Below are 22,395 nucleotides of genomic sequence, written 5' to 3'. Positions count from 1 at the left end.
CCTAGAGCGGCGAAGTGGCCTGTGCCAACCATTCGCGGGCAGGGGCCGACAGGCGCTTTTCAAGCTTTTCGAAAACCTGCGCATGATAGGCGTTCAGCCAGTCACGCTCGCCCGCCGACAGCATTGCCGGATCTATCAGGCGTTTGTCCAAGGGCACAAAAGTCAGGGTTTCAAAGCACAGCTGGTCGTGGTCATCTGCCAGTTTTGGCGCGGGTGTAACCACAATCAGGTTTTCCAGCCGGATGCCAAAGGCGCCTTCGCGGTAATAGCCCGGCTCATTCGACAGGATCATCCCGGGTTGCAGCGGCACCTCTGATATTTTGCTGATGCGCTGCGGGCCTTCATGGACTGACAGAAAGGCGCCAACGCCGTGGCCGGTGCCATGGTCGAAATCCATGCCGGCCAGCCACAAGGGATAACGCGCCAGCGGGTCAAGATCGCGCCCCGCAAGGCCACGTGGCCAACGCACACGGGAAATCGCAATCATGCCTTGCAGCACACGGGTGTAGGCACATGCCGCGCCGTCGGGCACAGGGCCGATGGCCATGGTACGGGTAATATCGGTGGTGCCATCGACATATTGCGCGCCGCTATCGACCAACAGCAATTCGCCCGATTTGACGGGGCGGTTGCTGTCATGCGTTACGCGGTAATGCATGATCGCGCCATGTTCGCCTGCACCGCAAATGGTGTCAAAGCTGATGTCATGCAACTGGTTGGTGGCGCGGCGGTAGGATTCGAGTGCCGTGACGACATCAATTTCGGTCAGGCCGCCTTTGGCTGCGTTGGCATCAAGCCAGCACAGAAATTCAACCATCGCGGCGCCATCCCGCAAATGCGCGCTGCGGGTGCCGTTAATCTCGGCGTCGGTTTTGCAGGCTTTGGGCAGACGGCAGAGGTCTTCGCCCCAAACGCATTCGACGTCAGCATCTGACAGTTCCAGTGAGACCGCCAGCGGGGCGGTGCCGCGATCGACGCGCACGGGGCCGTGCAGGGTGCGCAGCGCCGGAACAAAGGCGGATGGGGGCCGGATTGTGACATGCTGGCCAAGATGTGCGCGGGTAGATGTGTCGAATTTTTCCGGCGCGGCAAACAGGGTGACGCGGGCGTCATCGTAAAGGATGGCAAAGCCATGGAGGATGGGGTTGCGCGGCACATCGGCCCCGCGGATGTTCAACAGCCAGCAGAGCGAATCCGGCAGCGTGACAACCATCGACTTCTGACCTGCCTTGCGCAATTGCGCGGCAAGGGTTTCGCATTTCTCGATGCGGGTCTTGCCTGCCAGCGCGTCCGGGTGGGCAAAGGCCTGACCCATGGGAGCGGCAGGTTGGTCGGGCCAAATGGAATCGATGAAATTTGTTGTTGGCGATAGGGTTACGCCGGTTTCTTCAAGTGCTTTCTCAATCGCGGCGATTTCATCCGCGCTGTGCAGCCATGGGTCAAACCCGATGGTGCCTTGCGTCAGATGCTCGGCGATCCACGGGCCGGGTTTTACCTCGGGCCATGGAACGGGCGTGAAATGCGCCAGATCGACTTGGCTTTTTACTTGGGTGCGGTAGCGGCCATCGATGAACACACCCGCAATTTTGGGAAGAACAATGCAAAAACCGGCCGAGCCGGTAAAGCCGGTAAGCCATTGCAAACGCTCATCCCGTGGCGCGACATATTCGCCCTGATGGGCATCGGCGCGGGGGATGATAAAGCCGGCAAGGCCGTCTCCGGCCAATGCGGCGCGCAAGGCGGCCAAGCGCGCCGACCCTTGGGCGGGGTTGGCGGTTGCATCAAAAGTTTGGTGCATTTAGCTGACCTTTCGCATGCCCAAAACACGGGCCCGTTTACGCGGATCGGTGTCAAACAACCCGGCGAGCTGCTCTGTCATCGCGCCGGCAAGTTGTTCGACATCAGTGATGGTGACGGCACGGTCGTAATAGCGGGTGACATCATGGCCGATACCGATAGCGATCAGTTCAATCGCCTTTTTCTTTTCGACCATGGCGATTACGTCGCGCAGGTGTTTTTCCAAGTAATTCGCGGGGTTAACCGACAATGTTGAGTCGTCAACCGGTGCGCCATCGGAAATAACCATCAGGATTTTGCGCGCCTCGGGGCGGGCCAACATGCGGCGGTGCGCCCATTCCAGCGCCTCACCATCGATGTTTTCCTTTAGCAGCCCTTCCTTCATCATCAGGCCAAGGTTTGGCCGCGCACGCCGCCATGGGGCATCGGCGGATTTATAGATGATATGGCGCAGATCGTTCAGGCGGCCCGGTTGCTGCACGCGGCCGGCACCAAGCCAGCGTTCGCGGCTTTGGCCACCTTTCCACGCGCGGGTGGTAAAGCCGAGGATTTCCACCTTGACCGAGCAGCGTTCCAGCGTGCGGGCCAGAACATCGGCGCAAATGGCGGCAATCGAAATCGGGCGGCCGCGCATGGACCCCGAGTTGTCGATCAGCAAGGTCACGCAGGTATCGCGGAACTCGGTGTCTTTTTCCTGCTTGAACGACAGTGGTGTAGTGGGGTTGGCGACCACACGGGCAAGGCGCCCTGCGTCCAGCGTGCCTTCCTCTAGGTCAAACAGCCAGCTGCGGTTTTGCTGCGCCTGAAGTCGGCGTTGCAGCTTGTTGGCAAGGCGTGAGACAGCGCCTTTCAGCGGTTCAAGCTGTTGGTCAAGATAGGCGCGCAGGCGTTCAAGCTCGGCCAGTTCGGCCAGCTCTTCGGCGCGGATTTCTTCGTCATAATCAGTGGTATAGACATGATAATTCGGGTCAGCATCGGAATGCGGCGCGGGGGGCGGCGGCTCTAGCGGGGCCTCGCCTTCGGGCATTTCGGCCTCTTCGCCGTCTTCCATGTCGGACATATCGTCTTCGGACACTTGTGCCTGTGAGGCGTCTTGCTGTTCCTCTTGGCTCTGCTCGGGTGAGGCTTCGCTGTCCTCATCCTCGCTATCGTCTTCGCCGGTGCTGTCTTGCTGCTCTTCCTCTTGCTGGGCGTCATCGCCTGCATCGGGGTCTTCGTCCTCGGCATCCGGGTCGTCGCCCAACTGGTCGCCATAGCCAAGATCTGCGATCACTTTGCGGGCGAGGCGGGCAAAGGCGGCTTGGTCGGCCAGCACATGGTCGATGTTTCCCAGCGTTTCGCCGGCTTGTTGTTCCATAAACCCGCGCCAGAGGTTCATCACATTTTCCGCGCCCTTTGGCAGGTCGCGACCGGTGGCGAGGTGGCGGACAAGGTAGCCAGCGGCAACAGGCAAAGGCGCGTCACTGGATTGCGTGATGTCGGCATAGCCCTTGCGCGTGGCCTCATGCCCGATTTTTGCGTCGATATTTCCGGCAGTGCCGGGCATGTCGCGTGCGCCTACGGCCTCGCAGCGCGCGGTTTCCATCGCCTCGTAAATCTCGCGGGCGAGGGTGCCATTGGGTGCGTATTTCGCGGCGGTGGCATCATTGTGATATTTGCGGCGCAGCGCAAACGCATCGGCGGTGCCGCGGGCCAGCAACACCTCATCCCGCGTCATACGGCGGGATACTTGCGGCAGGCGCACGCCTTCCTTGGTCATGCCTGACGGGTCGACCGAATAAGAGACGGTCATATCCGGATCATTGGCCAAGACCTTTGTAGCCTCGGCCAAGGCTTTTTTGAACGGATCAGCGGGGTTATCGGTGGGTTTTGTCATTGTTTTGGGCCCCTGTAGGGTGGGGTTTGGCCCCACCATTCCGGTAATGGCGGGGTGAACCCCGCCCTACATTATTTCATCGCCATGCTGGCAGCAGATTCCGGCAGTTCCTCGGCAAAGCAGCGCTGGTAGAATTCGGCCACGGTTTGTCGCTCCAGCTCGTCGCATTTGTTGAGGAAGGTCAGGCGGAAGGCGTAGCCGACGTTTTGGAAGATACGTGCGTTTTCGGCCCAAGTGATCACAGTACGCGGTGACATGACGGTCGACAGATCGCCGTTCATGAAGGCGGTGCGCGTCAGATCAGCGACGGTGACCATCTGGCTGATGGTTTTGCGGCCTTTCTCGGTGTTGTAATGCGCGTTCTTGGCCAGCACAATCGCGGCCTCGGCGTCATGCGACAGGTAGTTCAGCGTGGCGACCAGCGACCAACGGTCCATCTGGGCTTGGTTGATCTGCTGGGTGCCGTGGTAGAGGCCGGTGGTATCGCCCAAACCAACTGTGTTGGCAGTGGCAAACAGGCGGAAGGACGGGTGCGGAGTGATGATTTCGTTTTGATCAAGCAGGGTCAGCTTGCCGTCATGTTCCAGCACGCGCTGGATGACGAACATCACATCGGCGCGGCCTGCGTCATATTCATCGAACACAATTGCCACGGGGTTGCGCAGCGCCCAAGGCAAGATGCCTTCATGGAACTCGGTCACTTGTTTGCCGTCGCGCAGTTTGATGGCGTCTTTGCCGATCAGGTCGATCCGGCTGATGTGGCTGTCAAGGTTGACGCGCACTGTGGGCCAGTTCAGCCGTGCGCCGACCTGTTCGATATGCGTCGATTTGCCCGTGCCGTGATAGCCCTGCACCATGACACGGCGGTTATAGCCAAAGCCTGCAAGAATGGCCAAAGTGGTATCGGGGTCGAACTTATAGGTCGGGTCAACGGCCGGTACGCGGTCGGTTGGTTCGGCAAAGCCCTTTACCTTCATATCGGTGTCGATCCCGAAAACCTCACGTACAGAGATTTCTTCGGTGGGTTTCATCGTTGCGTCAACCATTGCTTTGCCCATTTCCTTGCGTAGGACAGGCACCCAACGCGGGGTGTCCCGATGTGTTTCGTGTTACCCGAGTGATGGAACATATTGCAAAAGGGTGCAAGGGAAAGGGGGCAAAGATTTGTATCGGTCACAAGGTGGCGGGTGGGTTGGATGGCGTGGTGCCAATGTTGCCGCGCGCGACCGAGACGGATTTAAGAATGGCAAAGCACCGGGTTCCAACCGCCAGCCCAAGGGCCGTGGCCGAGCGGCGGGTGATGCGGGCCAGGATAAGGTCATCGCCTGCACGCAGTTGCACCAAGGCGCCGGGGCCATCGCCTGTGCGCACGTCGGTCACTGTCGCGGGAAGGATGTTTAGCGCCGACAGGCCCGTGGGTGCGCTGCGCGACAAGATGACATCCTGCGCCAAAAGACGCACGCGGATGCGGCTGCCGATTGGCGCCGTAACTTGCGGCAACCACAAAGGGCCAGCCGAAGTGGTCAGCTGCGAAAGGCCGTCATCATCTTGGGCGGTCAGGGTTGCACAAAGAATGCTGCCTGCTTCGCGCACGCCCAAGGTGTGGGCGATGCTTGGGTCTGACAGAAGCGCCTCTATCGGGCCGTGATGGGTGATGCGGCCTGCGTCGATCAGCATCAGATGCGTCGCAAGGCGGGCCACCTCGGCCATATTATGGCTGACATACAGCATAGGGGTGCCGATCTGGTCGCGCAGGCGTTCCAGATAGGGCAATATCTCGGCCTTTCGCGCCTCATCAAGCGCGGCAAGCGGTTCGTCCATCAGCAGCATACGCGGGCGTGTCAGCAAGGCGCGACCGATCGCTGCGCGCGATGCCTCGCCCCCCGAAAGCGTGGTGGGGCGGCGGGACATCAAGGGGTCAAGGTCAAGCGCGGCAATGATTGCATCGAGGCTGGGGCCGGGCAGGCCTTTGGCGCGCGTGTCGGCATAGGCCAGATTTTGCGCCACAGTCAGGTGTGGAAACAGGCGGGTATCTTGGAACACAAAGCCAAGGCCGCGTTTATGGGGCGGGGTGAAATGGTTGGAATCTTGCCATACCTCATTCTGCCACGCCACGCGGCCTTTGGCGCCGGCATCCAGCCCCGCGATGACACGCAACAGTGTGGATTTGCCCGAACCAGAGCGCCCGAAAAGCGCGGTTATCCCCGATGATGGCAGGGCTTGCTGCACGCGTAGCTGAAAGCCGGGGTAGCTATGGGTGACATCCAACGTCAGCATTAGGCCTGCCCCCCATGCGCAAAGCGGCGGTTCAGGCTGTAGACCAGCAGCAAGGTGACAAAGGAAAACACCAGCAAAATGGCCGACAGCACATGGGCATCGGCATAGTTGATGGTTTCCACATGCTCATAGATCGCAATGGAAATCACTTTGGTCTTGCCCGGAATGTTGCCGCCAACCATCAGCACGACGCCAAATTCGCCTAAGGTATGGGTAAAGCTAAGGACCATCGCCGTCAGAAACCCGCGTTTGGCCATAGGGGCGGCGACAGTCAGAAAGCTGTCAAAAGGCGAGGCGCGCAGGCTTGCGGCAGCCTCGAGGGGCGCGCGGCCGATGGATTCGAACGCGGCCTGAAGCGGCTGCACGGTAAAGGGCAATGAGTAGAGGATTGATGCGATGACAAGGCCGGTAAAGGAAAAGGTCAGCGTCTCGCCCGTGGTTTGCAGCCAAAACCCGCCAAAGGTTGAGCTGGGGCTGAACAGGATCAGCAGGTAAAAGCCCAAAACCGTCGGCGGCAGCACCAGCGGGAGCGCGGTTAGCGCCTCGACCACCGGTTTGGCGCGTGACCGCGTTTGCGCCAGCCACCAAGCCAGCGGCGTACCAAGGACCAACAGCAACAGCGTGGTGATCGCGGCGAGGTGGAGCGAGAGCCAAAGTGGGCCGAGATCAGGAATGCTCATGGCAGGCCGTACCCATTTTGGGCGATGATCTGGCGGGCCTCGGGCGTTTTCAGAAAAGTCAGAAAGCCGGAGGCAGCGGGGTTGTTGGCCCCGTGCTGCAACAAGACTGCGTCTTGTTGAATGGGCGGGTAGAGGCTGGGTGTCACATCCCAAACATAGCCCTTGGCATCTGCGGGCAAGGCAGAGCGTGCTATAAACCCGGACTCGGCTGCGCCGGATTCAACCATCGCATAGGTTTGACCAATGTTTTGCCCCATCACGATTTTTTCGGCAATATTGTCGTAAACGTCCATCGCCTTTAGCGCCGCCATAGTTGCATGCCCATAGGGCGCAAGCGCGGGGTTTGCGATGGCGATATGGTGGATGCCTGCGTCTTGCAGAGTGACGGTCGGGGTGCGATCTGCTGGCAGGTTCGGGGCCCAAAGCGTCAGGATGCCAATCGCATAGGGCTGCGGCTGGCCGTGCCCTGCGGCGTGCAGCCGTGCCGGAGTGTCTGTATCGGCAGACAGCAACAGATCAAACGGCGCGCCTTGGGTGATTTGCGCGTAAAGCTTGCCGGTCGATCCGGTCGTGATCTGGATCTGGTGGCCGGATTGGGTTTCGAACCTTGCCGCCAGTTGCGTGGCTGTTTGTGCGAAATTCGCGGCCACCGCAGCCAGCGCGGTTTCGGCCTGCGCCATTTGGGTTTGGGCGGGCAGCGTGACGCATAAAATCAGGGCAGCAAGTCGCAGCATCGGCGGCCTTTCGGGGCGGTTTGGCTGAATATCGCTGTGCCGGGGGCAAGGGGCAAGGGGCTGATTTGCCCTTCACGCGGCGTGGGGGCTTGGCTTTTCTGCGCGGTTTGCCCAAAAGGGGCGGCAAATATGGGGGCTCTGATGGTGCAACGGTTTGGGTTTGAGGTGACGGCGACGGACGGTCGCGCGCGGCAAGGGGTCATTTCTACCCCGCGTGGTGAGGTGCGCACACCTGCGTTCATGCCGGTTGGCACAGCGGCCACTGTCAAGGCGATGATGCCAGAGTCGGTACGCGCCACGGGTGCCGATATTTTGCTGGGCAATACCTATCACCTGATGCTGCGCCCCTCGGCCGAGCGGATTGCGGCCCTTGGTGGCCTGCACAAATTCATGAATTGGGATCGGCCGATTTTGACGGATTCGGGCGGTTTTCAGGTGATGAGCCTGTCCAAACTGCGCAAGCTGTCTGAGGAAGGCGTGCAGTTTTCCAGCCATATTGACGGATCAAAACATATGCTGAGCCCCGAGCGCAGCATGGAAATTCAAAAGCTGCTGGGGTCGGACATCGTGATGTGTTTTGACGAATGCCCCGCCTTGCCCGCGACGGATGCCGAGGTGGCCAAGTCGATGGCGCTGTCGATGCGGTGGGCGCAGCGGTCTCGCGATGCCTTTGGCGACCGGCCCGGCTATGCGCTGTTTGGCATTCAGCAAGGCGGCGTGACGCGTGATTTGCGGGCCGAAAGCGCCGAGGCGCTGCGCGCGATCGGCTTTGACGGCTATGCGGTCGGCGGCTTGGCCGTGGGCGAGGGGCAAGAGGCGATGTTTGGCGTGCTGGACTATGCGCCCGACATGCTGCCCGAGGATAAGCCGCGCTATCTGATGGGCGTAGGCAAACCCGATGATATTGTCGGCGCGGTTGAACGCGGGATTGACATGATGGATTGCGTTTTGCCGTCACGCTCTGGCCGCACGGGGCAGGGCTGGACGCGGCACGGGCAGGTTAACCTGCGCAACGCGCGTCACAGGGATGATCCGCGCCCGCTGGAAGAGGCTTGCGGTTGCCCCGCTTGCCGCCAGTATTCGCGCGCCTATTTGCACCATGTGATCCGCGCGGATGAAATTATCGGGTCAATGTTGCTGACATGGCATAACCTGCATTACTATCAAGACCTTATGGCGGGGTTGCGGGCTGCCATTGGCGCAGGAACCTTGGCCGGTTTTGTCACTGATTTCCACGCGAAACGCGCCGAGGGCGATATTGAACCGCTTTAAGGCGGCTTGCGACAGGTTGCACCCTTTTCGGGCGCGGTGTCTTGGGGTAGGGCTGTTGTGATGGAATTGCGTGTAGATCAGCTTGCCGTGGCCCGTGGGGGTGTGACCGTGCTGGAGGGGGTAAGCTTTGCCCTGCCGGCGGGGCGCGGGCTGGTGCTGCGCGGGCCGAATGGCATTGGCAAAACCACACTGTTGCGCACGGTTGCAGGCTTGCAACCTGCTGCGGCGGGGGCTGTGTCGGCGGGTGCCGAGGCGATTGCTTATGCCGCCCATGCGGACGGGTTGAAAGCCACGCTGACGGTGACGGAAAATCTGGCCTTTTGGGCGGCGGTTTATGGCACAGCGGCGGTCGAGTATGCATTGGCGCAGATGAACCTGCTTGATCTGCGCGACCGCCAGGCCGCGAACCTGTCGGCGGGGCAAAAGCGGCGGCTGGGGCTGGCGCGGTTGCTGGTTACGGGGCGGCCGATCTGGGTGCTGGATGAACCGACGGTTTCGCTTGATACGGCTTCGGTGGCCCTGTTTGGCGATGTGGTGCGCGGGCATATGTCGCGCGGTGGTTCGGTACTGATTGCCACGCATATCGATTTGGGGATCGAGGCCGAGGTGCTGGAACTGGGGCCGTACCGTGCCCGTGATGGCAGCCAATCAAGCGCGTTTGACGCAGCGTTTGGCGGGGATTTCGCATGATCGCGCTGTTGGTTCGGGATATGCGGCTGGCGATGCGGGCGGGGGGTGGCTTTGGCCTTGGGCTTGCGTTTTTTCTGCTGGTCGCGGTGCTGGTGCCTTTGGGCGTGGGGCCAAATTCGGCGCTTTTGGCAAAAATTGCGCCGGGGATTCTATGGGTCGGCGCCTTGCTGGCCTGTTTGCTGAGTCTTGACCGGCTGTTCGCGCTGGACTTTGAGGATGGCTCGCTGGATTTGCTGGTCACAGCGCCGATCCCGTTGGAAGGGGCCGTGGCGATCAAGGCACTGGCGCATTGGCTGGTGACGGGGCTGCCGCTGACGCTGATCGCGCCGGTGCTGGGGGTATTGTTGAACCTGCCAGAGGCCGGATATTTTTGGCTGGTGGTTTCGCTGGCATTGGGGACGCCCGCGCTGTCGGTGATCGGGGCCTTTGGCGCAGCGCTGACCGTGGGGTTGAAACGCGGCGGGTTGCTGCTGTCACTGCTCGTGCTGCCGCTCTATGTGCCGACGTTGATTTTTGGCGCCGAAGTGGTCAAGCGCGGGGCAGATGGCATGGCGACGGCCACGCCACTGGCGCTGTTGGCCGCGATTACGGCGGGGGTGGCGGCGCTGTTGCCTTTTGCCTCGGCTGCGGCAATCCGTATCAATCTGCGGTGAACGAACTGTGTTACTGCTTGCCGCCGAAACAAGGAAAGTTTAGCTAATCGCCATGTCACTTTGGGAATATGCAAATCCGCAGAAGTTCATGCAGCTGTCACGCTGGGTTTTGCCCTTTGTGGCGGCGGCATCGGTGTTATGCCTTGTGATCGGGCTGGCGTGGGGATTTTTCTGGACGCCGGATGATTACAAGCAAGGATCGACGGTCAAGATTTTTTACCTGCATGTGCCTGCGGCGATGATGGCGATCAATGCTTGGGTGATGATGTTGGTGACGTCACTGGTGTGGCTGATCCGGCGGCATCATGTGTCGGCGCTTGCGGCCAAGGCAGCGGCACCGGTGGGGCTGACGTTTACGCTGATCGCGCTGGCGACTGGTGCGCTATGGGGACAACCGATGTGGGGAACCTGGTGGGCCTGGGACCCGCGTTTGACCAGCTTTCTGATTTTGGCGCTGTTTTATCTGGGGTATATCGCACTGTGGCAAGCGGTGGACGACCCTGATACCGCGGCCGATTTGACAAGCGTTTTGTGCATCGTCGGCTCGGTTTTTGCGCTGCTGTCGCGCTATGCGGTGAATTTCTGGAACCAGGGACTGCATCAAGGCGCATCCTTGTCGCTGGATAAGAAAGAAAACGTGGCGGATGTGTTCTGGTATCCGGCGCTGGTGTGCATCGCGGGGTTTGTGCTGCTGTTCATCTCGCTGGTGTTGCTGCGGACGCGGACCGAAATTCGGTCGCGGCGCTTGGGTGCGCTGTTGGCGCGGGAGCGGATGGGATGATGCCAGAACTGGGAAAATATGCAGGTGCGGTGCTGGGGTCTTATGCGGCGTCATTGGGGCTGATCGTGGCTTTGGTGGCATGGAGCCTGTGGCGCAGCGCAAAGGTGCGCCGAACCTTGGCCGAGGTCGAGGCCCGTGCGGCAAAGGCTGCAGCGTTGAAAGCAAAGGCTAAAAAGCATGGCTAAGGTATTGATGTTCTTGCCGCCTGTGTTGTTTGCAGGCTTGGCCGCGTTGTTTATTGTGGGGATGAACCGCGAAGACCCTGACACTTTGCCGTCGGCCCTTGCCGGTAAGCCGGCGCCCGCTGTGCAGGTGACCCCATTGGCGGATTGGCCCATGTTTGCGGATGCCGATTTGCGCCTGCCGGGTGTGAAGTTGGTAAACTTTTTCGCCAGCTGGTGTGCGCCGTGCCGCGCCGAGCATCCGATATTGGAAAAGCTGTCTGGCGAAGGGATTACGATTTACGGCGTGAATTATAAAGACCGCGCCGAGGATGCGCAGGGTTTTTTGGCAGAGCTGGGCAACCCATATGCCGCGATTGGTCAGGATGGTGGGCGCATGGCACTTGATTGGGGTGTCTATGGCGTGCCCGAAACTTATGTTATTAATGGCGCAGGGCAGATCATCCTGCGTTTCGCCGGACCAATTACCGAGCAAGAGCTGGAGCGCAGCATTCGGCCTGCCATTGCCGAAGCCTTGAAATAGCCTTTATATTTTCGTTGAAAATAAGGGGGCTGTCTGCCCCCTATGCCGTTTGCGGGTGCAAACGGCCCCCCGAGGATATTTGCGCCGAACAGAAAGCAGAACAATCTTTTGGGGGTTGCTGCGAGGTTTACAGCAAGCTTTGCATGAGAACCATCAACCCGAGGCCTATCAGGGCTGACGCCCAAGGCAGCGGACGGGTGATGCCCTGTCGTGGTTTGCTGCGTCTAAGCTGGTTATCGATTTCGGATTGGGATGGAAGCTGTTGGAAACGCATTTTGCCGGATTTTCCTTGATGTACCTTAGCATCACTATCAGATCAAGATTTTAACAACGGCATAACAGCAGACCTTACGCATGAAAAAAAGCGCCCCATAGGGGCGCTTTTGGATTGGTATATGGTGGAGAACTGGCCGCTTAGGCAGTTTTGGCCAAGTCGCGCAGCACGTAGTGCAATACGCCGCCATGCTCGACATATTCCTTTTCAATCGCCGTATCGATCCGGCATTTGATCTGGATTGTCTTGGTTTTGCCATCGGCATAGGTGATGTGGCATGGCACGTTTGACAAAGGCTTAAGATCGCCAGCCAAGCCCTCGATGCTGACCACTTCGTCACCTGTGAGGCCGAGCGTTTTGCGGGTGTCGCCGCCGGTGAATTCGAACGGGATGACCCCCATACCAACGAGGTTGGAGCGGTGGATACGTTCAAACGATTCCGCGATAACAGCCTTGACGCCCAGCAATGCAGTGCCTTTGGCTGCCCAGTCACGGCTGGAGCCTGCGCCATATTCGATGCCGCCAAAGATAACCAATGGTGTACCAGCATCTTGATAGGCCATCGAGGCATCAAAGATCGAGGTTTGTTTGCCATCCGGGCCCTTGGTGTAACCACCTTCAACGCCATCCAACATCTCGTTCTTGATGCGGATATTGGCGAAGGTGCCGCGCATCATCACTTCGTGGTTGCCGCGACGCGAGCCATAAGAGTTGAAGTCTTTGGGCGCAACCTGACGGTCTACAAGGTATTTCCCGGCAGGCGAGGTGTCTTTGAACGAACCCGCAGGCGAGATGTGGTCGGTGGTGATCATATCGCCGAGCAATGCAAGAACGCGCGCGTCTTTGATATCGGAAATCACGCCCGGTTCTTTGCCCATGCCGCGGAAATAAGGCGGGTTCTGGATATAGGTCGAGGTTGACGGCCAGTCGTAGGTTTCGGAATCTGGCGTCTTAACGGCTTGCCATTTTTCGTCGCCTTTGAACACATCGGCATATTTTTTCAAAAAGGCAGCGCGGGTCACGGTGCTTTCGACCAGATCCGAGATTTCCTTATTGGTTGGCCAGATGTCTTTCAGATAGACGGGCTGACCGTTGGAACCAATGCCCAAAGGCTCTGTCGTGATGTCGATGTTCATGTCGCCTGCCAGCGCGTAGGCCACCACGAGCGGTGGGGAGGCGAGGTAGTTGGCGCGAACATCGGGCGAAATGCGGCCTTCAAAGTTGCGGTTGCCCGAAAGAACTGCCGTCGCAACAAGGTCGCCTTCGTTGATGGCGGCCGAAATTTCAGGTTGCAGCGGGCCAGAGTTACCGATGCAGGTGGTGCAGCCATAGCCAACAAGGTTGAAGCCGATGGCATCGAGGTCTTCTTGCAGGTTTGCGGCCTCAAGGTATTCGCTGACCACCTGAGAGCCGGGGGCGAGCGAGGTTTTCACCCAAGGTTTGCGGTTGAGGCCCAAAGCGCGGGCCTTGCGGGCAACCAAACCAGCGCCGATCATGACGTAAGGGTTGGAGGTGTTGGTGCAAGAGGTGATGGATGCGATAACGATCGAGCCATCGCGCAGTTTGTAATCTTCGCCTGCGACAGCGGCTGTCGAGAAGCCATCGGTGTTGCCGGGAACATGGGCAGGGGCAGGGGCGCCGCCTTCGTCACGCATCTCGGTTTTTTCAGCCTTTGGCGCATCGGGAAGTTTGCGGACGCCGCGGATGTAATCTGCGAATACCGACGATGCGGTGTCGAGTGCCACGAAATCTTGTGGACGTTTTGGACCCGAGATTGCAGGCACGATGGTGCCCATGTCGAGCTCAAGCGTCGAGGTGTAGATCGGTGCGTAATCGGCATCGCGCCACATGCCGTTGGCTTTGGCATAGGCCTCGACCAAGGCGATACGGTCTTCGTCACGGCCCGAGTTGCGCAGGTAGCGCAGGGTCTCATTGTCGATCGGGAAGAAGCCGCAAGTCGCGCCATATTCCGGTGCCATGTTAGCAATGGTCGCGCGGTCGGCCAATGGCAGGTGGTCAAGACCTTCGCCATAGAATTCGACGAATTTGCTGACAACGCCATGTTTGCGCAGCATTTGAACGACTTTCAGCACGAGGTCGGTGGCGGTTGTGCCCTCAATCATCTCGCCTGTCAGTTTAAAGCCGACGACTTCGGGGATCAGCATCGAAACCGGCTGGCCCAACATTGCGGCCTCGGCCTCAATCCCGCCAACGCCCCAACCAAGTACGGCCAAGCCGTTAACCATGGTGGTGTGGCTGTCGGTACCGACCAGCGTGTCGGGATAGGCGACTTCCTGGCCGTTCTGGTCTTTGTCGGTCCAGACGGTTTGGGCCAGATATTCAAGGTTTACCTGATGGCAAATGCCGGTGCCCGGGGGAACAACGCGGAAGTTGTTAAAGGCGTTCTGGCCCCATTTCAGGAAGGTGTAACGCTCAAGGTTGCGTTCATATTCGCGGTCAACGTTCATTTGGAACGCGCGCGGGTTGCCGAATTCATCGATCATAACCGAGTGGTCGATGACCAGATCAACAGGCGCCAAGGGGTTGATTTGCTGGGCGTTTCCGCCAAGACCGATGATGCCGTCACGCATGGCTGCAAGGTCAACTACGGCAGGAACGCCGGTGAAATCCTGCATCAACACGCGGGCAGGGCGGTAGGCGATTTCGCGCGGGTTCTTGCCGCCGTTTGCGCCCCATTCAGCGAAAGCCTTGATATCATCCACCGAGACGGTTTTGCCATCTTCAAAGCGGAGCATGTTTTCCAACACAACTTTCAGGGCGGCAGGCAGTTTGGCGAAATCGCCAAGCCCGGCCTCTTGGGCGGCTGGAATCGAGTAATAGGCGATGGATGAACCGCCCGCAGTTAGCGTGCGGCGGGTCTTGGTGCTGTCATGTCCGACGGTTACGGTCATGTCTAACCTCCTGGCTGGCGTGAATGTCGATTTCTTCCCTTGGGTAATGCCCGTAAAAGGGCATCCATGCAAGGGAGTCGCCGCTTTGTATACAATAGTATGCAGAAAATCCAGCCCCATTTTTAAGGCTATCTTGATGCAGTATCTTGGCGAGGTAAGTGTATTGTAACGAAGCCTCGCAAAACCTTGATTGGCCCCAGCAAGGTGATTTAGGTAGATAGAACGGGACTAGGGGAAACAGGACAACCAGCATGAAAAACACGCTTACAGCTCTTTGCGCCGGTTGGCTGGTGTTGGCCTCACCTGTATCTGCGCAAAGTGATGATGCCGTTGTGGTTGAATTGTTTACTTCACAGGGTTGTTCTTCTTGCCCTGCAGCAGATGCGCTGATGACCGAGTTGGCGAAAGACCCGCGTTTGCTGACATTATCCTTGCATGTGGATTATTGGGATTACCTTGGCTGGAAAGACAAGTTTGCCAGCCCGCAGTTTACCAAACGTCAAAAGGCCTATGCGCATTATGCGCATGACAAAATGGTCTATACACCCCAAGCAATCGTGCAGGGGCAACACCGCCTTATTGGCAACCGAGCAGACGAATTGGCTGACGCCGTCGGAAAGCAATTGTCGCATGAACAGCCGGGGCGTGTGGTGCTGACCCGACAGGGTGATGTGCTGTCCATTGATGCCGCGCCGATTGTTGGCGGGCAAGGGCCGATCCGTGTGCAGCTGGTGCGCTATACGCCAACCGAGACTGTGCAAATTGAACGCGGTGAAAACGCCGGAAAAGAACTTACATACAATAATGTTGTAACATCCTGGACGACTATTGGAAAATGGGATGGCGCCTTGCCGCTTGCCATGCAGGTGCCCGTTGAAGGCGACGCGGGGCTTGCTGTTATTTTGCAGGCTGAAGGGCCAGCCGCGATTTTGGCGGCGGCGGCATTGCGTTAAAGCTGTCGTGCCGATCAGGCCCGCATCTATTGTCGCCTGCTATTTCCAGCGGCGGTGAATCCAGAACCATTGATCCAAATGCTGCCGCACAAGGCGTTCAAGCGAATCATTCAGGGCTTGGGTCATTTCTTCGGCGGTGCCATGCGGGATAGGAGGCTCGATGATAATATCGAAATCCAGACCACTTGCGCGGCGCACGGCATAAGTCGGAACCACCAGCGCATCATATTTCAAAGCGAGTTCGGCGGCGGAAAGGGCGGTCATTGCCGGTTGGCCAAAGAACGAGAGCGGCACGCCGTGTCCCATATGCTGATCTATCAGCAGACCCAGCATACCGCCCGAGCGCAAAAACCGTACCATATCGGCCAGGCCCGCGCGACCACGCGGAAAAACGGGTGTGCCAATCCGCGAAATGGCCTCAACGTAATGCGCATTGAAATCGGCCGCGCCCATCGGCCGGTAAAGCGCGCCAACCCGATAGCCGCGCGCAATCAGGGCGGCACGGCTGGCGTCGTAATTTCCGAAATGTCCGGTCACCAAGATAACCGGGCGGCCCGCGGCGTGGGCCTCATCCAGCGCGGCCAAACCTTCGCCTTTCAGCGGCTCGGCAGCGGCGCGGGCAACGAATTCGTCACCTGAATAAATCTCGATCAAGGTGCGGCCGACATTGCGGGGCACGGCGCGCATCATGCGTTTCACCTCATCCTGCGGCAGATCGGGCAGAACCAGCGCAAGGTTTTCGCGGACACGTTTGTCGTAGCCGGCAATAGGGGCGATGATATAGGCCATCACCCAACCGCACAGCGGCACACGCCACGTGTAGGGAAGGGCCAATAACATCCCGATCAGGTTGCGCAAAATGAAGTTGCGTATCTGTTTGGACCGGGTTTCGTGTTCAGTTTGTTTTGCCATCAGCCTGTCAATTCGTCTGTCCGCGCGATGCGTGTCTCTCGGTGCCAGACATAAAGCCCCGCGACGACGATCACAAGCGCACCGACAACGGTCCAGCGGTCGGGGTAGTTGCCAAAGAACAAAATGCCCCACACCGTCGCAAACAAAATCCCGGCATAGGCGAAAGGCGCCACAGATGAGGCCTCGGCCAAGGTGAAGGCGCGGATGAGGCAAAGCTGGGCGATTGTGCCGAGCAACCCGACTAGGGCAAATCGCGGGAGGTCATTGCCGTCAATCGGGACCCAAAAGAACTGCAGCGCAAGGCTGGCGAGGGATGTACAGATGACCGATGTAAAGACCATCGAGGTCCAGGCGCTTTCTTTTGCGCCGATCCAACGGGTGATAAGGGCGTTGGCGGCATAGCTGGTGGCACCGATTAATGGCAAGAGGGCCGCAAGCGAAAAGACCGACGCACCGGGCCGCAGAATGATCAGCGCACCGGCTAGCGCAGCTAGAACGCCAAATATCCGGCGCGGCCCCAGCTTTTCACCCAAGAATAAAGCCGCGCCCAAGGTGATGAAGACTGGGTTGATGTCTATCAACGCTGTCGCCTCGGCCAGGCCGATATAGGCGAGGCTGGTGAAAAATAGCGCGGTCGAGGCGATCTGTGTAATGCCGCGCGCGACCTGAACGCCCAAGTGCTTAGTGCGCAAATGGGTCAGAAAACGATGTCGAAGCAAAGCAAATACCAAGAGCAACTGACCCACAAACCGTATCCAGACCAACATCGGGGCAGGGTACCGGTCAACCATCGATTTGACTGTAGCATCCATCAAGGTAAAGCAAAAAATAGCAAGCAACATGAACAGTATGCCAGCCCCGTTAGCGCCAATAGCAGGGCGGGTAGAGAAAGAGAATTTCATTCAAGCGTCCAAATTGCGAGTATTGTGTCGCACGCTAACGGCTTTAGCCGCAGAGTAAAAAGGCAAAAGCGCATTTATTGACCGCTTAGTCAGTTTATTATTGCTCATCTTCTTGAATGAGGACCAAATCGCCCGAAGTTTCCAACGCGCGGATGGCCGTGATGATCGCGGATTGCGCAGCTTCGCCGTCTTTTTCTTTTACCTTTCCACGCTCGGCAATCTCTTCTCGCAGTGACTGTGCCATGCGCTGTGACATGTTGGATAGAAAAAACTCGGCCGTAAGGTTTTGCACGCTGTCGGCTGCCGCCGCAGCGAGAGCAGTTACCAAAACCGGTTGCTCGACCATGCGGGTGATTTTTGGAACATCTCTTGGGCTAACTCTGGTTGGGATATGGACAAAGGTAAAAATGGCCTTACGCACGAGTGTTGCGAAATCTTCATCATCTTGATCGAGGCCGGCTAGAACCTCATCCCGTATCAGCTGAGGTGCGACGTTTAAAATTGCACCAACACGCTCGACCGGGCCGGTATCAAAAGCCCTTGCAGGCAGGTTTTCAAGCTGTGTCACCAAAGACAGACCGATCCTGCGCACGGTTTCCGGATCGACGTTGCCGGTGCGCGACACGGCAAAGGCCACGCGCCGTGCCCGTTCACCATCAAGCTTGCCAAGCAATTCAGCGGCTTTGGGTACGGCCAGTTTGGACAACATGACCGCAGCAATCTCGACGCTTTCCTCTTCAAGCACTGGCAGCAGGCGTTCGATTGGCAGTGCAGCGATTCTGTCCCAAGGATCGGCACGCGATGACGCGCCTGCAAGGCGACGCAAGCGGCTGGCGGCTGTGGTTGAAATATGGCCATCCATTATTGAAAGCGCACCTTCGATGCCGCCGGGAAAAGACAGGCCAACCTCTTCAAGCTCGGTCACAAATTCAACAACCACACGGTCAAGCGTACGGCGATCGATCAGACGCATTTTGCTCATCTGTTCTGCGAGAGAGGCTTGGATATGTTCGGGCAAGCCGGACAGCGTGATCGGGGCGCCTTTGGCCAGCATAAGCCGCACAATTACGGCCGCTTTTTCACGGTTGGTAAGTTCGCGTCGATTTGTCCGCCGCTCTTTGTTCGGCGCAAAGGCAATACCGGGCGTAATTTGCGCAAGTTCTGATGTGCCGCCGTCCATTTGGCCCCCGTTATGCTAAAGCTACAGGGACCACGATGTCAGGTTCAGGTTAATACGGGCTTACATTCTGCCAATTTAGGTCCGCATGTTCACTTTTTATCCCGCGACAGGCACGCATGCGTTTGTAGCGGCATCCAATACCTTGCCATCGCCGCAATTCATCGCGCTTTGGCTGTGGTCAGAACCTTGGCAATACGCCATCGCAGAACCGGGCGTAAAGGCAAGAATAAGCAATGTGAAAGCAATCTTGATTTTCATCAGTGGTCCTTCCTCGTGCTATAAAAACAACTCGCGTCTTGCCCCGTCTACAGTGCCAACAGGGCTTTCGCTGACCCAAGGATACCACAAAAAACATAAGGGCAGGCAGAAAATCTGCTTGCCCTTAAGTGCCGGATTTGCCGGATTTCAGGCGCCAAAGACGCGCTTGAAGATCGTGTCGACATGCTTGGTATGGTAATCCATGTCGAATTTCTCATTGATCCCGTCAACGCCAAGGGCTGCCACAACATCGGCATCCGCCAGCAATTCCTCACGGAAATCAACGCGGTCTTCCCATACTTTCAGCGCGTTACGCTGTACCATGGAATAGGCCGCCTCGCGGCTAACACCGGCTTGGGTCAGCGCAAGCAGAACGCGTTGCGACATCACGAGGCCAGGAAATTTGTTCATGTTGTCCAGCATGTTTTGCGGGAAAATCAACATTTTATCTACAACGCCGGTTAGACGGTTCAGCGCAAAATCCAGCGTGATCGTGGCGTCAGGGCCAATCGCCCGCTCGACCGAGGAATGCGAAATATCGCGCTCATGCCACAGTGCCACGTTTTCCATCGCCGGAATCACCGACATCCGCACAAGGCGGGCAAGGCCGGTCAGGTTTTCGGTCAATACGGGGTTCTTCTTATGCGGCATCGCGGAAGAGCCTTTTTGCCCCATCGAGAAAAACTCGGCCCCTTCCAGCACTTCGGTGCGCTGCATGTGGCGGATTTCAATCGCGACGTTTTCGATCGAGGAGGCAATCACCCCCAACACCGCAAAGAACATCGCGTGGCGGTCGCGTGGAATCACTTGGGTCGAAATCGGCTCTGGCGTCAGGCCCAGCTTGGCGCAAACATGTTCCTCGACCCGCGGGTCGATATTGGCAAAGGTACCAACCGCGCCCGATATTGCACCGGTCGCGATTTCCGCGCGAACAGCCTTCAGGCGGGCAAGGTTGCGGTCCATTTCCGCATAAAAGCGGGCGAATGTCAGGCCCATCGTGGTGGGTTCGGCGTGGATGCCGTGGCTGCGGCCAACGCGGACAGTATGCTTATGCTCCATCGCGCGTTTTTTCAACGCGGCCAACAAGGCCACCAGATCGGCAATCAAAATATCGGACGCACGCACCAGCTGCACGTTCAGGCAAGTATCCAGCACATCCGAAGAGGTCATGCCTTGATGCACAAACCGCGCCTCATCCGACCCGACATGTTCGGCCAGATGGGTCAGGAACGCGATCACGTCATGCTTGGTGACTGCCTCGATCTCGTCAATCCGCGCGACGTCAAACTGGACATCCTTGGCCTTCCACACCGCATCGGCGTTTCCGCGTGGGATGGTCCCCAGATCGGCCATTGCATCGCAGGCATGTGCCTCAATTTCGTACCAGATTTTGAACTTGGTTTCCGGCGACCAGATGGCAACCATGTCGGGGCGGGAATAACGGGGGATCATAGGGCAGAGCCTTTCAATTTGGGCAGCAAGGGCATTGCGTCAGGGATTGCCCTTCCCATAGTGCGCGATGGACCTAAGGGCAAGCCGAAGCCGAGAAAACAAGATGAATTCGGCTTTGCGCGGCGCATTGCTTGCGCTATGGCTGCGTGATGACCGCGATATTGCACCACAGCCTGCCTGCCATGCCTTGGCTTGACCCGCGCCTCGCCCGGTTGCCGGGCGTCATGCCCGTCGAAAACGACGATTGGTTGCTGCGCGATGAGGTTTTCGCCGCGCAAATGGCTGAACGCGACAGGCTTGTTGCACTAGGGGCCGAGGTGCACGCGCTGATGCCAATGGCAAAGGCGGCCGCAGAGGAAACCTATGATCTTGTACTGGCGAAACTGGCGCAGGACAGCGGTTATCGCATTCAGGCGCAAACGGCGCTGCGGCCCGATGGCGTGTCGGTCGCGCTGAATCGTGATGATCCGCTGCGCTGCCTTGGGCGCTTGGTTCAGGAAGATCTGTGCCTGATGCTGCCAAATGGGCAGGGCGAACATTTGCTGGCAGGCGCAATCCTGTGCTTTCCGGCCAGTTGGGCCTTGGACGAAAAGCTGGGCAAGCCGATGTCGCGCATTCATCAGCCGGTTGCCCAATATGATGAAAACATCGCGCGGCGGGTACAACGCTTGCTGGATGCCGTGCAAACAGGACGGCCGATTTGGCGGATGAACCACAACCTCTATGCCAGCCCCGATTTATTCCATCCGCGCCGCGAATCCGATCCGCGCATTGATAACAGCCCCAAATACTTGCGCGCAGAACGTCAATGCTTGCTGCGCCTGCCACAAACCCAAGCCGTGCTTTTCACCATTCACACCTATGTCTTGCCGCTAGACGCTTTAACACCAGACCATCGTGCCAGCCTGACCAAAGCGCATTCCACCTGATCCTGCTTTCTTTTCGGTACAAATATCCCGGGGGTGAATGGGCCTCAAGGCCCAGAGGGGGCAGCGCCCCCTGCGCCAGCGCTAGGCCTCTTGCCAAACAGCACGTATTGCGAAACTCTCGAACAAAACCAAATCCAGCGGAGCATCAATATGGGCAAGTCATTCAACCAACCTCTGGGCGGCAATGACATGCCGCGTTTCGGTGGGCCTAATACGATGATGCGTCTGCCAACCCAAGCTACGGCTGCGGGGCTCGATGCTTGCTTTGTCGGCATCCCGATGGATATAGGCACCTCAAACCGGCCCGGCACGCGGCTTGGGCCACGTCAGATCCGCGATGAATCGCGGATGTTGCGGCCCTATAGCATGGCCACCGGCGCCGCGCCGTTTGACCATTTGCAGGTGGCCGATATTGGCGATGTGCCGATCAACACTTTTGACCTCAAGAAATCGGTCGACATCATTACGGCGCATTACCGTGAAATTCTCGCCCATGGCGCGGTTCCACTGACCTTGGGTGGCGATCACACCCTGACATGGCCGATTCTACGCGCAATCAAAGAACGGCATGGTCCGGTTGCCCTTATCCATGTCGATGCCCATGCCGATATCAACGACCAGATGTTTGGCGAAACGGTCGCTCATGGTTGCCCGTTTCGCCGCGCATGGGAAGACGGCTGCCTGATCAACGATAAGGTGTTTCAGATCGGCCTGCGCGGCACTGGCTATGGGCCAGATGATTTTGACTGGGCGCGTGACAAGGGCTGGACAGTGGTTCAGGCCGAGGCCTGCTGGCACAAATCGCTCGCGCCCCTCATGCACGACATTCGCGCCAGAATCGGCGCAGCACCTTGTTACATTTCCTTTGATATCGACAGCCTTGATCCGGCCTATGCGCCAGGCACCGGTACGGTCGAACCGGGTGGGCTTACCACCATCCAGGCGCTTGAGATTATTCGCGGATCTGCAGGGCTGAACCTTATTGGCGGGGATCTGGTCGAGGTCTCGCCGCTCTATGACCCCAGCGGCAATACAGCCTTGATCGGGGCAAACCTGTTGTATGAAATGCTCTGCGTATTGCCGGGCGTGCCACAACGCGCCGGACAAGCCGGTCCCCAATAGCAAGGACCGTGGTTCAAGAATTCGTTTGGCCGACCA

The 22,395-nt window shown here is 58.4% G+C and carries 21 protein-coding genes; 9 read left to right on the top strand and 12 right to left on the bottom strand.

Annotation, left to right across the window (positions count from 1 at the left end; all coding sequences use genetic code 11):
* Position 1 precedes the first annotated feature (1 nt).
* From AKU79_RS06240 to modA, 6 genes are all read right to left on the bottom strand, one after another.
* Positions 2–1,798: an aminopeptidase P family protein gene (locus tag AKU79_RS06240; protein ID WP_050522680.1), complete on the bottom strand. Its 1,797-nt coding sequence runs from the start codon at positions 1,796–1,798 to the stop codon at positions 2–4.
* Complete coding sequence (cobT, locus tag AKU79_RS06235; protein WP_050522776.1) at positions 1,799–3,673, bottom strand: cobaltochelatase subunit CobT; 1,875 nt, start codon at positions 3,671–3,673, stop codon at positions 1,799–1,801. It abuts the gene before it with no gap.
* A 71-nt stretch (positions 3,674–3,744) separates the two neighbouring features.
* Positions 3,745–4,719 carry a cobaltochelatase subunit CobS gene (cobS, locus tag AKU79_RS06230; RefSeq protein ID WP_197087231.1) on the bottom strand — a complete coding sequence of 325 codons (975 nt, stop codon included), beginning with the start codon at positions 4,717–4,719 and terminating at the stop codon, positions 3,745–3,747.
* A 127-nt stretch (positions 4,720–4,846) separates the two neighbouring features.
* Positions 4,847–5,950, bottom strand: a complete 1,104-nt coding sequence (gene modC, locus AKU79_RS06225) for a molybdenum ABC transporter ATP-binding protein (RefSeq protein WP_050522678.1) — start codon at positions 5,948–5,950, stop codon at positions 4,847–4,849.
* On the bottom strand, positions 5,950–6,630 hold the full coding sequence (modB, locus tag AKU79_RS06220; RefSeq protein ID WP_050522677.1) for a molybdate ABC transporter permease subunit: 681 nt from the start codon (positions 6,628–6,630) through the stop codon (positions 5,950–5,952). Before modB ends, modC begins: the two co-directional genes overlap by 1 nt.
* Entirely contained in the window at positions 6,627–7,364 is a 738-nt protein-coding gene (modA, locus tag AKU79_RS06215) for a molybdate ABC transporter substrate-binding protein (RefSeq protein ID WP_050522676.1), read from the bottom strand. Before modA ends, modB begins: the two co-directional genes overlap by 4 nt.
* Before the next feature lie 141 nt (positions 7,365–7,505).
* Here modA and tgt point away from each other — a divergent pair, with 141 nt between their 5' ends.
* Genes tgt through AKU79_RS06185 form a run of 6 tightly spaced genes read left to right on the top strand, consistent with a single transcriptional unit; the run spans position 7,506 to position 11,465 of the window.
* Positions 7,506–8,636, top strand: coding sequence for a tRNA guanosine(34) transglycosylase Tgt (gene tgt / locus AKU79_RS06210; RefSeq protein WP_050522675.1), 1,131 nt, complete (start codon positions 7,506–7,508; stop codon positions 8,634–8,636).
* 60 nt (positions 8,637–8,696) lie between these two features.
* The gene (gene ccmA, locus AKU79_RS06205) at positions 8,697–9,326 is read left to right on the top strand and encodes a heme ABC exporter ATP-binding protein CcmA (RefSeq protein WP_050522674.1); all 630 of its coding nucleotides are present in this window, start codon (positions 8,697–8,699) and stop codon (positions 9,324–9,326) included.
* Entirely contained in the window at positions 9,323–9,979 is a 657-nt protein-coding gene (gene ccmB, locus AKU79_RS06200) for a heme exporter protein CcmB (protein WP_050522673.1), read from the top strand. The genes ccmA and ccmB overlap by 4 nt, the downstream gene beginning before the upstream one ends.
* A gap of 52 nt (positions 9,980–10,031) precedes the next feature.
* Positions 10,032–10,760: a heme ABC transporter permease gene (locus tag AKU79_RS06195; protein WP_050522672.1), complete on the top strand. Its 729-nt coding sequence runs from the start codon at positions 10,032–10,034 to the stop codon at positions 10,758–10,760.
* Positions 10,757–10,945 (top strand): heme exporter protein CcmD, encoded by a 189-nt coding sequence (ccmD, locus tag AKU79_RS06190; RefSeq protein ID WP_050522671.1) that lies wholly within the window; start codon positions 10,757–10,759, stop codon positions 10,943–10,945. Before AKU79_RS06195 ends, ccmD begins: the two co-directional genes overlap by 4 nt.
* Positions 10,938–11,465 carry a DsbE family thiol:disulfide interchange protein gene (locus AKU79_RS06185; RefSeq protein ID WP_156209502.1) on the top strand — a complete coding sequence of 176 codons (528 nt, stop codon included), beginning with the start codon at positions 10,938–10,940 and terminating at the stop codon, positions 11,463–11,465. The genes ccmD and AKU79_RS06185 overlap by 8 nt, the downstream gene beginning before the upstream one ends.
* Positions 11,466–11,879: 414 nt before the next feature.
* Here the strand turns inward: AKU79_RS06185 and acnA are convergent, their stop codons facing one another.
* Positions 11,880–14,651, bottom strand: a complete 2,772-nt coding sequence (gene acnA, locus AKU79_RS06180) for an aconitate hydratase AcnA (protein WP_050522670.1) — start codon at positions 14,649–14,651, stop codon at positions 11,880–11,882.
* Positions 14,652–14,902: 251 nt separating this feature from the next.
* On the opposite strand from acnA, the gene AKU79_RS06175 reads away from it, so the two are divergent.
* Entirely contained in the window at positions 14,903–15,604 is a 702-nt protein-coding gene (locus AKU79_RS06175; protein WP_050522669.1) for a DUF1223 domain-containing protein, read from the top strand.
* Positions 15,605–15,643: 39 nt separating this feature from the next.
* On the opposite strand, the gene AKU79_RS06170 is transcribed toward AKU79_RS06175, so the two are convergent.
* The 5 genes from AKU79_RS06170 to purB form a co-directional block, all read right to left on the bottom strand.
* Complete coding sequence (locus AKU79_RS06170; protein WP_050522668.1) at positions 15,644–16,516, bottom strand: lysophospholipid acyltransferase family protein; 873 nt, start codon at positions 16,514–16,516, stop codon at positions 15,644–15,646.
* Entirely contained in the window at positions 16,516–17,418 is a 903-nt protein-coding gene (locus AKU79_RS06165; RefSeq protein ID WP_050522667.1) for a DMT family transporter, read from the bottom strand. The genes AKU79_RS06170 and AKU79_RS06165 overlap by 1 nt, the downstream gene beginning before the upstream one ends.
* 97 nt (positions 17,419–17,515) lie before the next feature.
* Positions 17,516–18,598: a flagellar motor switch protein FliG gene (locus tag AKU79_RS06160; protein ID WP_082223946.1), complete on the bottom strand. Its 1,083-nt coding sequence runs from the start codon at positions 18,596–18,598 to the stop codon at positions 17,516–17,518.
* Between the two features lie 96 nt (positions 18,599–18,694).
* Complete coding sequence (locus AKU79_RS19210) at positions 18,695–18,856, bottom strand: hypothetical protein (RefSeq protein ID WP_156209500.1); 162 nt, start codon at positions 18,854–18,856, stop codon at positions 18,695–18,697.
* Between the two features lie 147 nt (positions 18,857–19,003).
* The gene (gene purB / locus AKU79_RS06155) at positions 19,004–20,308 is read right to left on the bottom strand and encodes an adenylosuccinate lyase (protein WP_050522666.1); all 1,305 of its coding nucleotides are present in this window, start codon (positions 20,306–20,308) and stop codon (positions 19,004–19,006) included.
* A gap of 149 nt (positions 20,309–20,457) precedes the next feature.
* Here purB and AKU79_RS06150 point away from each other — a divergent pair, with 149 nt between their 5' ends.
* Positions 20,458–21,237, top strand: a complete 780-nt coding sequence (locus AKU79_RS06150) for a heme-dependent oxidative N-demethylase family protein (protein WP_050522773.1) — start codon at positions 20,458–20,460, stop codon at positions 21,235–21,237.
* 150 nt (positions 21,238–21,387) lie between these two features.
* On the top strand, positions 21,388–22,359 hold the full coding sequence (gene speB / locus AKU79_RS06145; RefSeq protein ID WP_050522665.1) for an agmatinase: 972 nt from the start codon (positions 21,388–21,390) through the stop codon (positions 22,357–22,359).
* Positions 22,360–22,395 lie beyond the last annotated feature (36 nt).

Origin of the sequence: Pseudorhodobacter wandonensis (assembly GCF_001202035.1) — a bacterium.
Classification (GTDB): Bacteria; Pseudomonadota; Alphaproteobacteria; order Rhodobacterales; family Rhodobacteraceae; genus Pseudorhodobacter; species Pseudorhodobacter wandonensis.
Note: the sequence above shows the minus strand (reverse complement) of the source record. Positions and strands in the feature narration are given on the sequence as shown.

Excerpts from the sequence above, each read along its gene's own strand:
- AKU79_RS06240 (WP_050522680.1), bottom strand. The coding sequence starts at position 1,798 with ATGCACCAAACTTTTGATGCAACCGCCAACCCCGCCCAAGGGTCGGCG.
- cobT (WP_050522776.1), bottom strand. The coding sequence starts at position 3,673 with ATGACAAAACCCACCGATAACCCCGCTGATCCGTTCAAAAAAGCCTTG.
- cobS (WP_197087231.1), bottom strand. The coding sequence starts at position 4,719 with ATGGTTGACGCAACGATGAAACCCACCGAAGAAATCTCTGTACGTGAG.
- modC (WP_050522678.1), bottom strand. The coding sequence starts at position 5,950 with ATGCTGACGTTGGATGTCACCCATAGCTACCCCGGCTTTCAGCTACGC.
- modB (WP_050522677.1), bottom strand. The coding sequence starts at position 6,630 with ATGAGCATTCCTGATCTCGGCCCACTTTGGCTCTCGCTCCACCTCGCC.
- modA (WP_050522676.1), bottom strand. The coding sequence starts at position 7,364 with ATGCTGCGACTTGCTGCCCTGATTTTATGCGTCACGCTGCCCGCCCAA.
- tgt (WP_050522675.1), top strand. The coding sequence starts at position 7,506 with ATGGTGCAACGGTTTGGGTTTGAGGTGACGGCGACGGACGGTCGCGCG.
- ccmA (WP_050522674.1), top strand. The coding sequence starts at position 8,697 with ATGGAATTGCGTGTAGATCAGCTTGCCGTGGCCCGTGGGGGTGTGACC.
- ccmB (WP_050522673.1), top strand. The coding sequence starts at position 9,323 with ATGATCGCGCTGTTGGTTCGGGATATGCGGCTGGCGATGCGGGCGGGG.
- AKU79_RS06195 (WP_050522672.1), top strand. The coding sequence starts at position 10,032 with ATGTCACTTTGGGAATATGCAAATCCGCAGAAGTTCATGCAGCTGTCA.
- ccmD (WP_050522671.1), top strand. The coding sequence starts at position 10,757 with ATGATGCCAGAACTGGGAAAATATGCAGGTGCGGTGCTGGGGTCTTAT.
- AKU79_RS06185 (WP_156209502.1), top strand. The coding sequence starts at position 10,938 with ATGGCTAAGGTATTGATGTTCTTGCCGCCTGTGTTGTTTGCAGGCTTG.
- acnA (WP_050522670.1), bottom strand. The coding sequence starts at position 14,651 with ATGACCGTAACCGTCGGACATGACAGCACCAAGACCCGCCGCACGCTA.
- AKU79_RS06175 (WP_050522669.1), top strand. The coding sequence starts at position 14,903 with ATGAAAAACACGCTTACAGCTCTTTGCGCCGGTTGGCTGGTGTTGGCC.
- AKU79_RS06170 (WP_050522668.1), bottom strand. The coding sequence starts at position 16,516 with ATGGCAAAACAAACTGAACACGAAACCCGGTCCAAACAGATACGCAAC.
- AKU79_RS06165 (WP_050522667.1), bottom strand. The coding sequence starts at position 17,418 with ATGAAATTCTCTTTCTCTACCCGCCCTGCTATTGGCGCTAACGGGGCT.
- AKU79_RS06160 (WP_082223946.1), bottom strand. The coding sequence starts at position 18,598 with ATGGACGGCGGCACATCAGAACTTGCGCAAATTACGCCCGGTATTGCC.
- AKU79_RS19210 (WP_156209500.1), bottom strand. The coding sequence starts at position 18,856 with ATGAAAATCAAGATTGCTTTCACATTGCTTATTCTTGCCTTTACGCCC.
- purB (WP_050522666.1), bottom strand. The coding sequence starts at position 20,308 with ATGATCCCCCGTTATTCCCGCCCCGACATGGTTGCCATCTGGTCGCCG.
- AKU79_RS06150 (WP_050522773.1), top strand. The coding sequence starts at position 20,458 with ATGACCGCGATATTGCACCACAGCCTGCCTGCCATGCCTTGGCTTGAC.
- speB (WP_050522665.1), top strand. The coding sequence starts at position 21,388 with ATGGGCAAGTCATTCAACCAACCTCTGGGCGGCAATGACATGCCGCGT.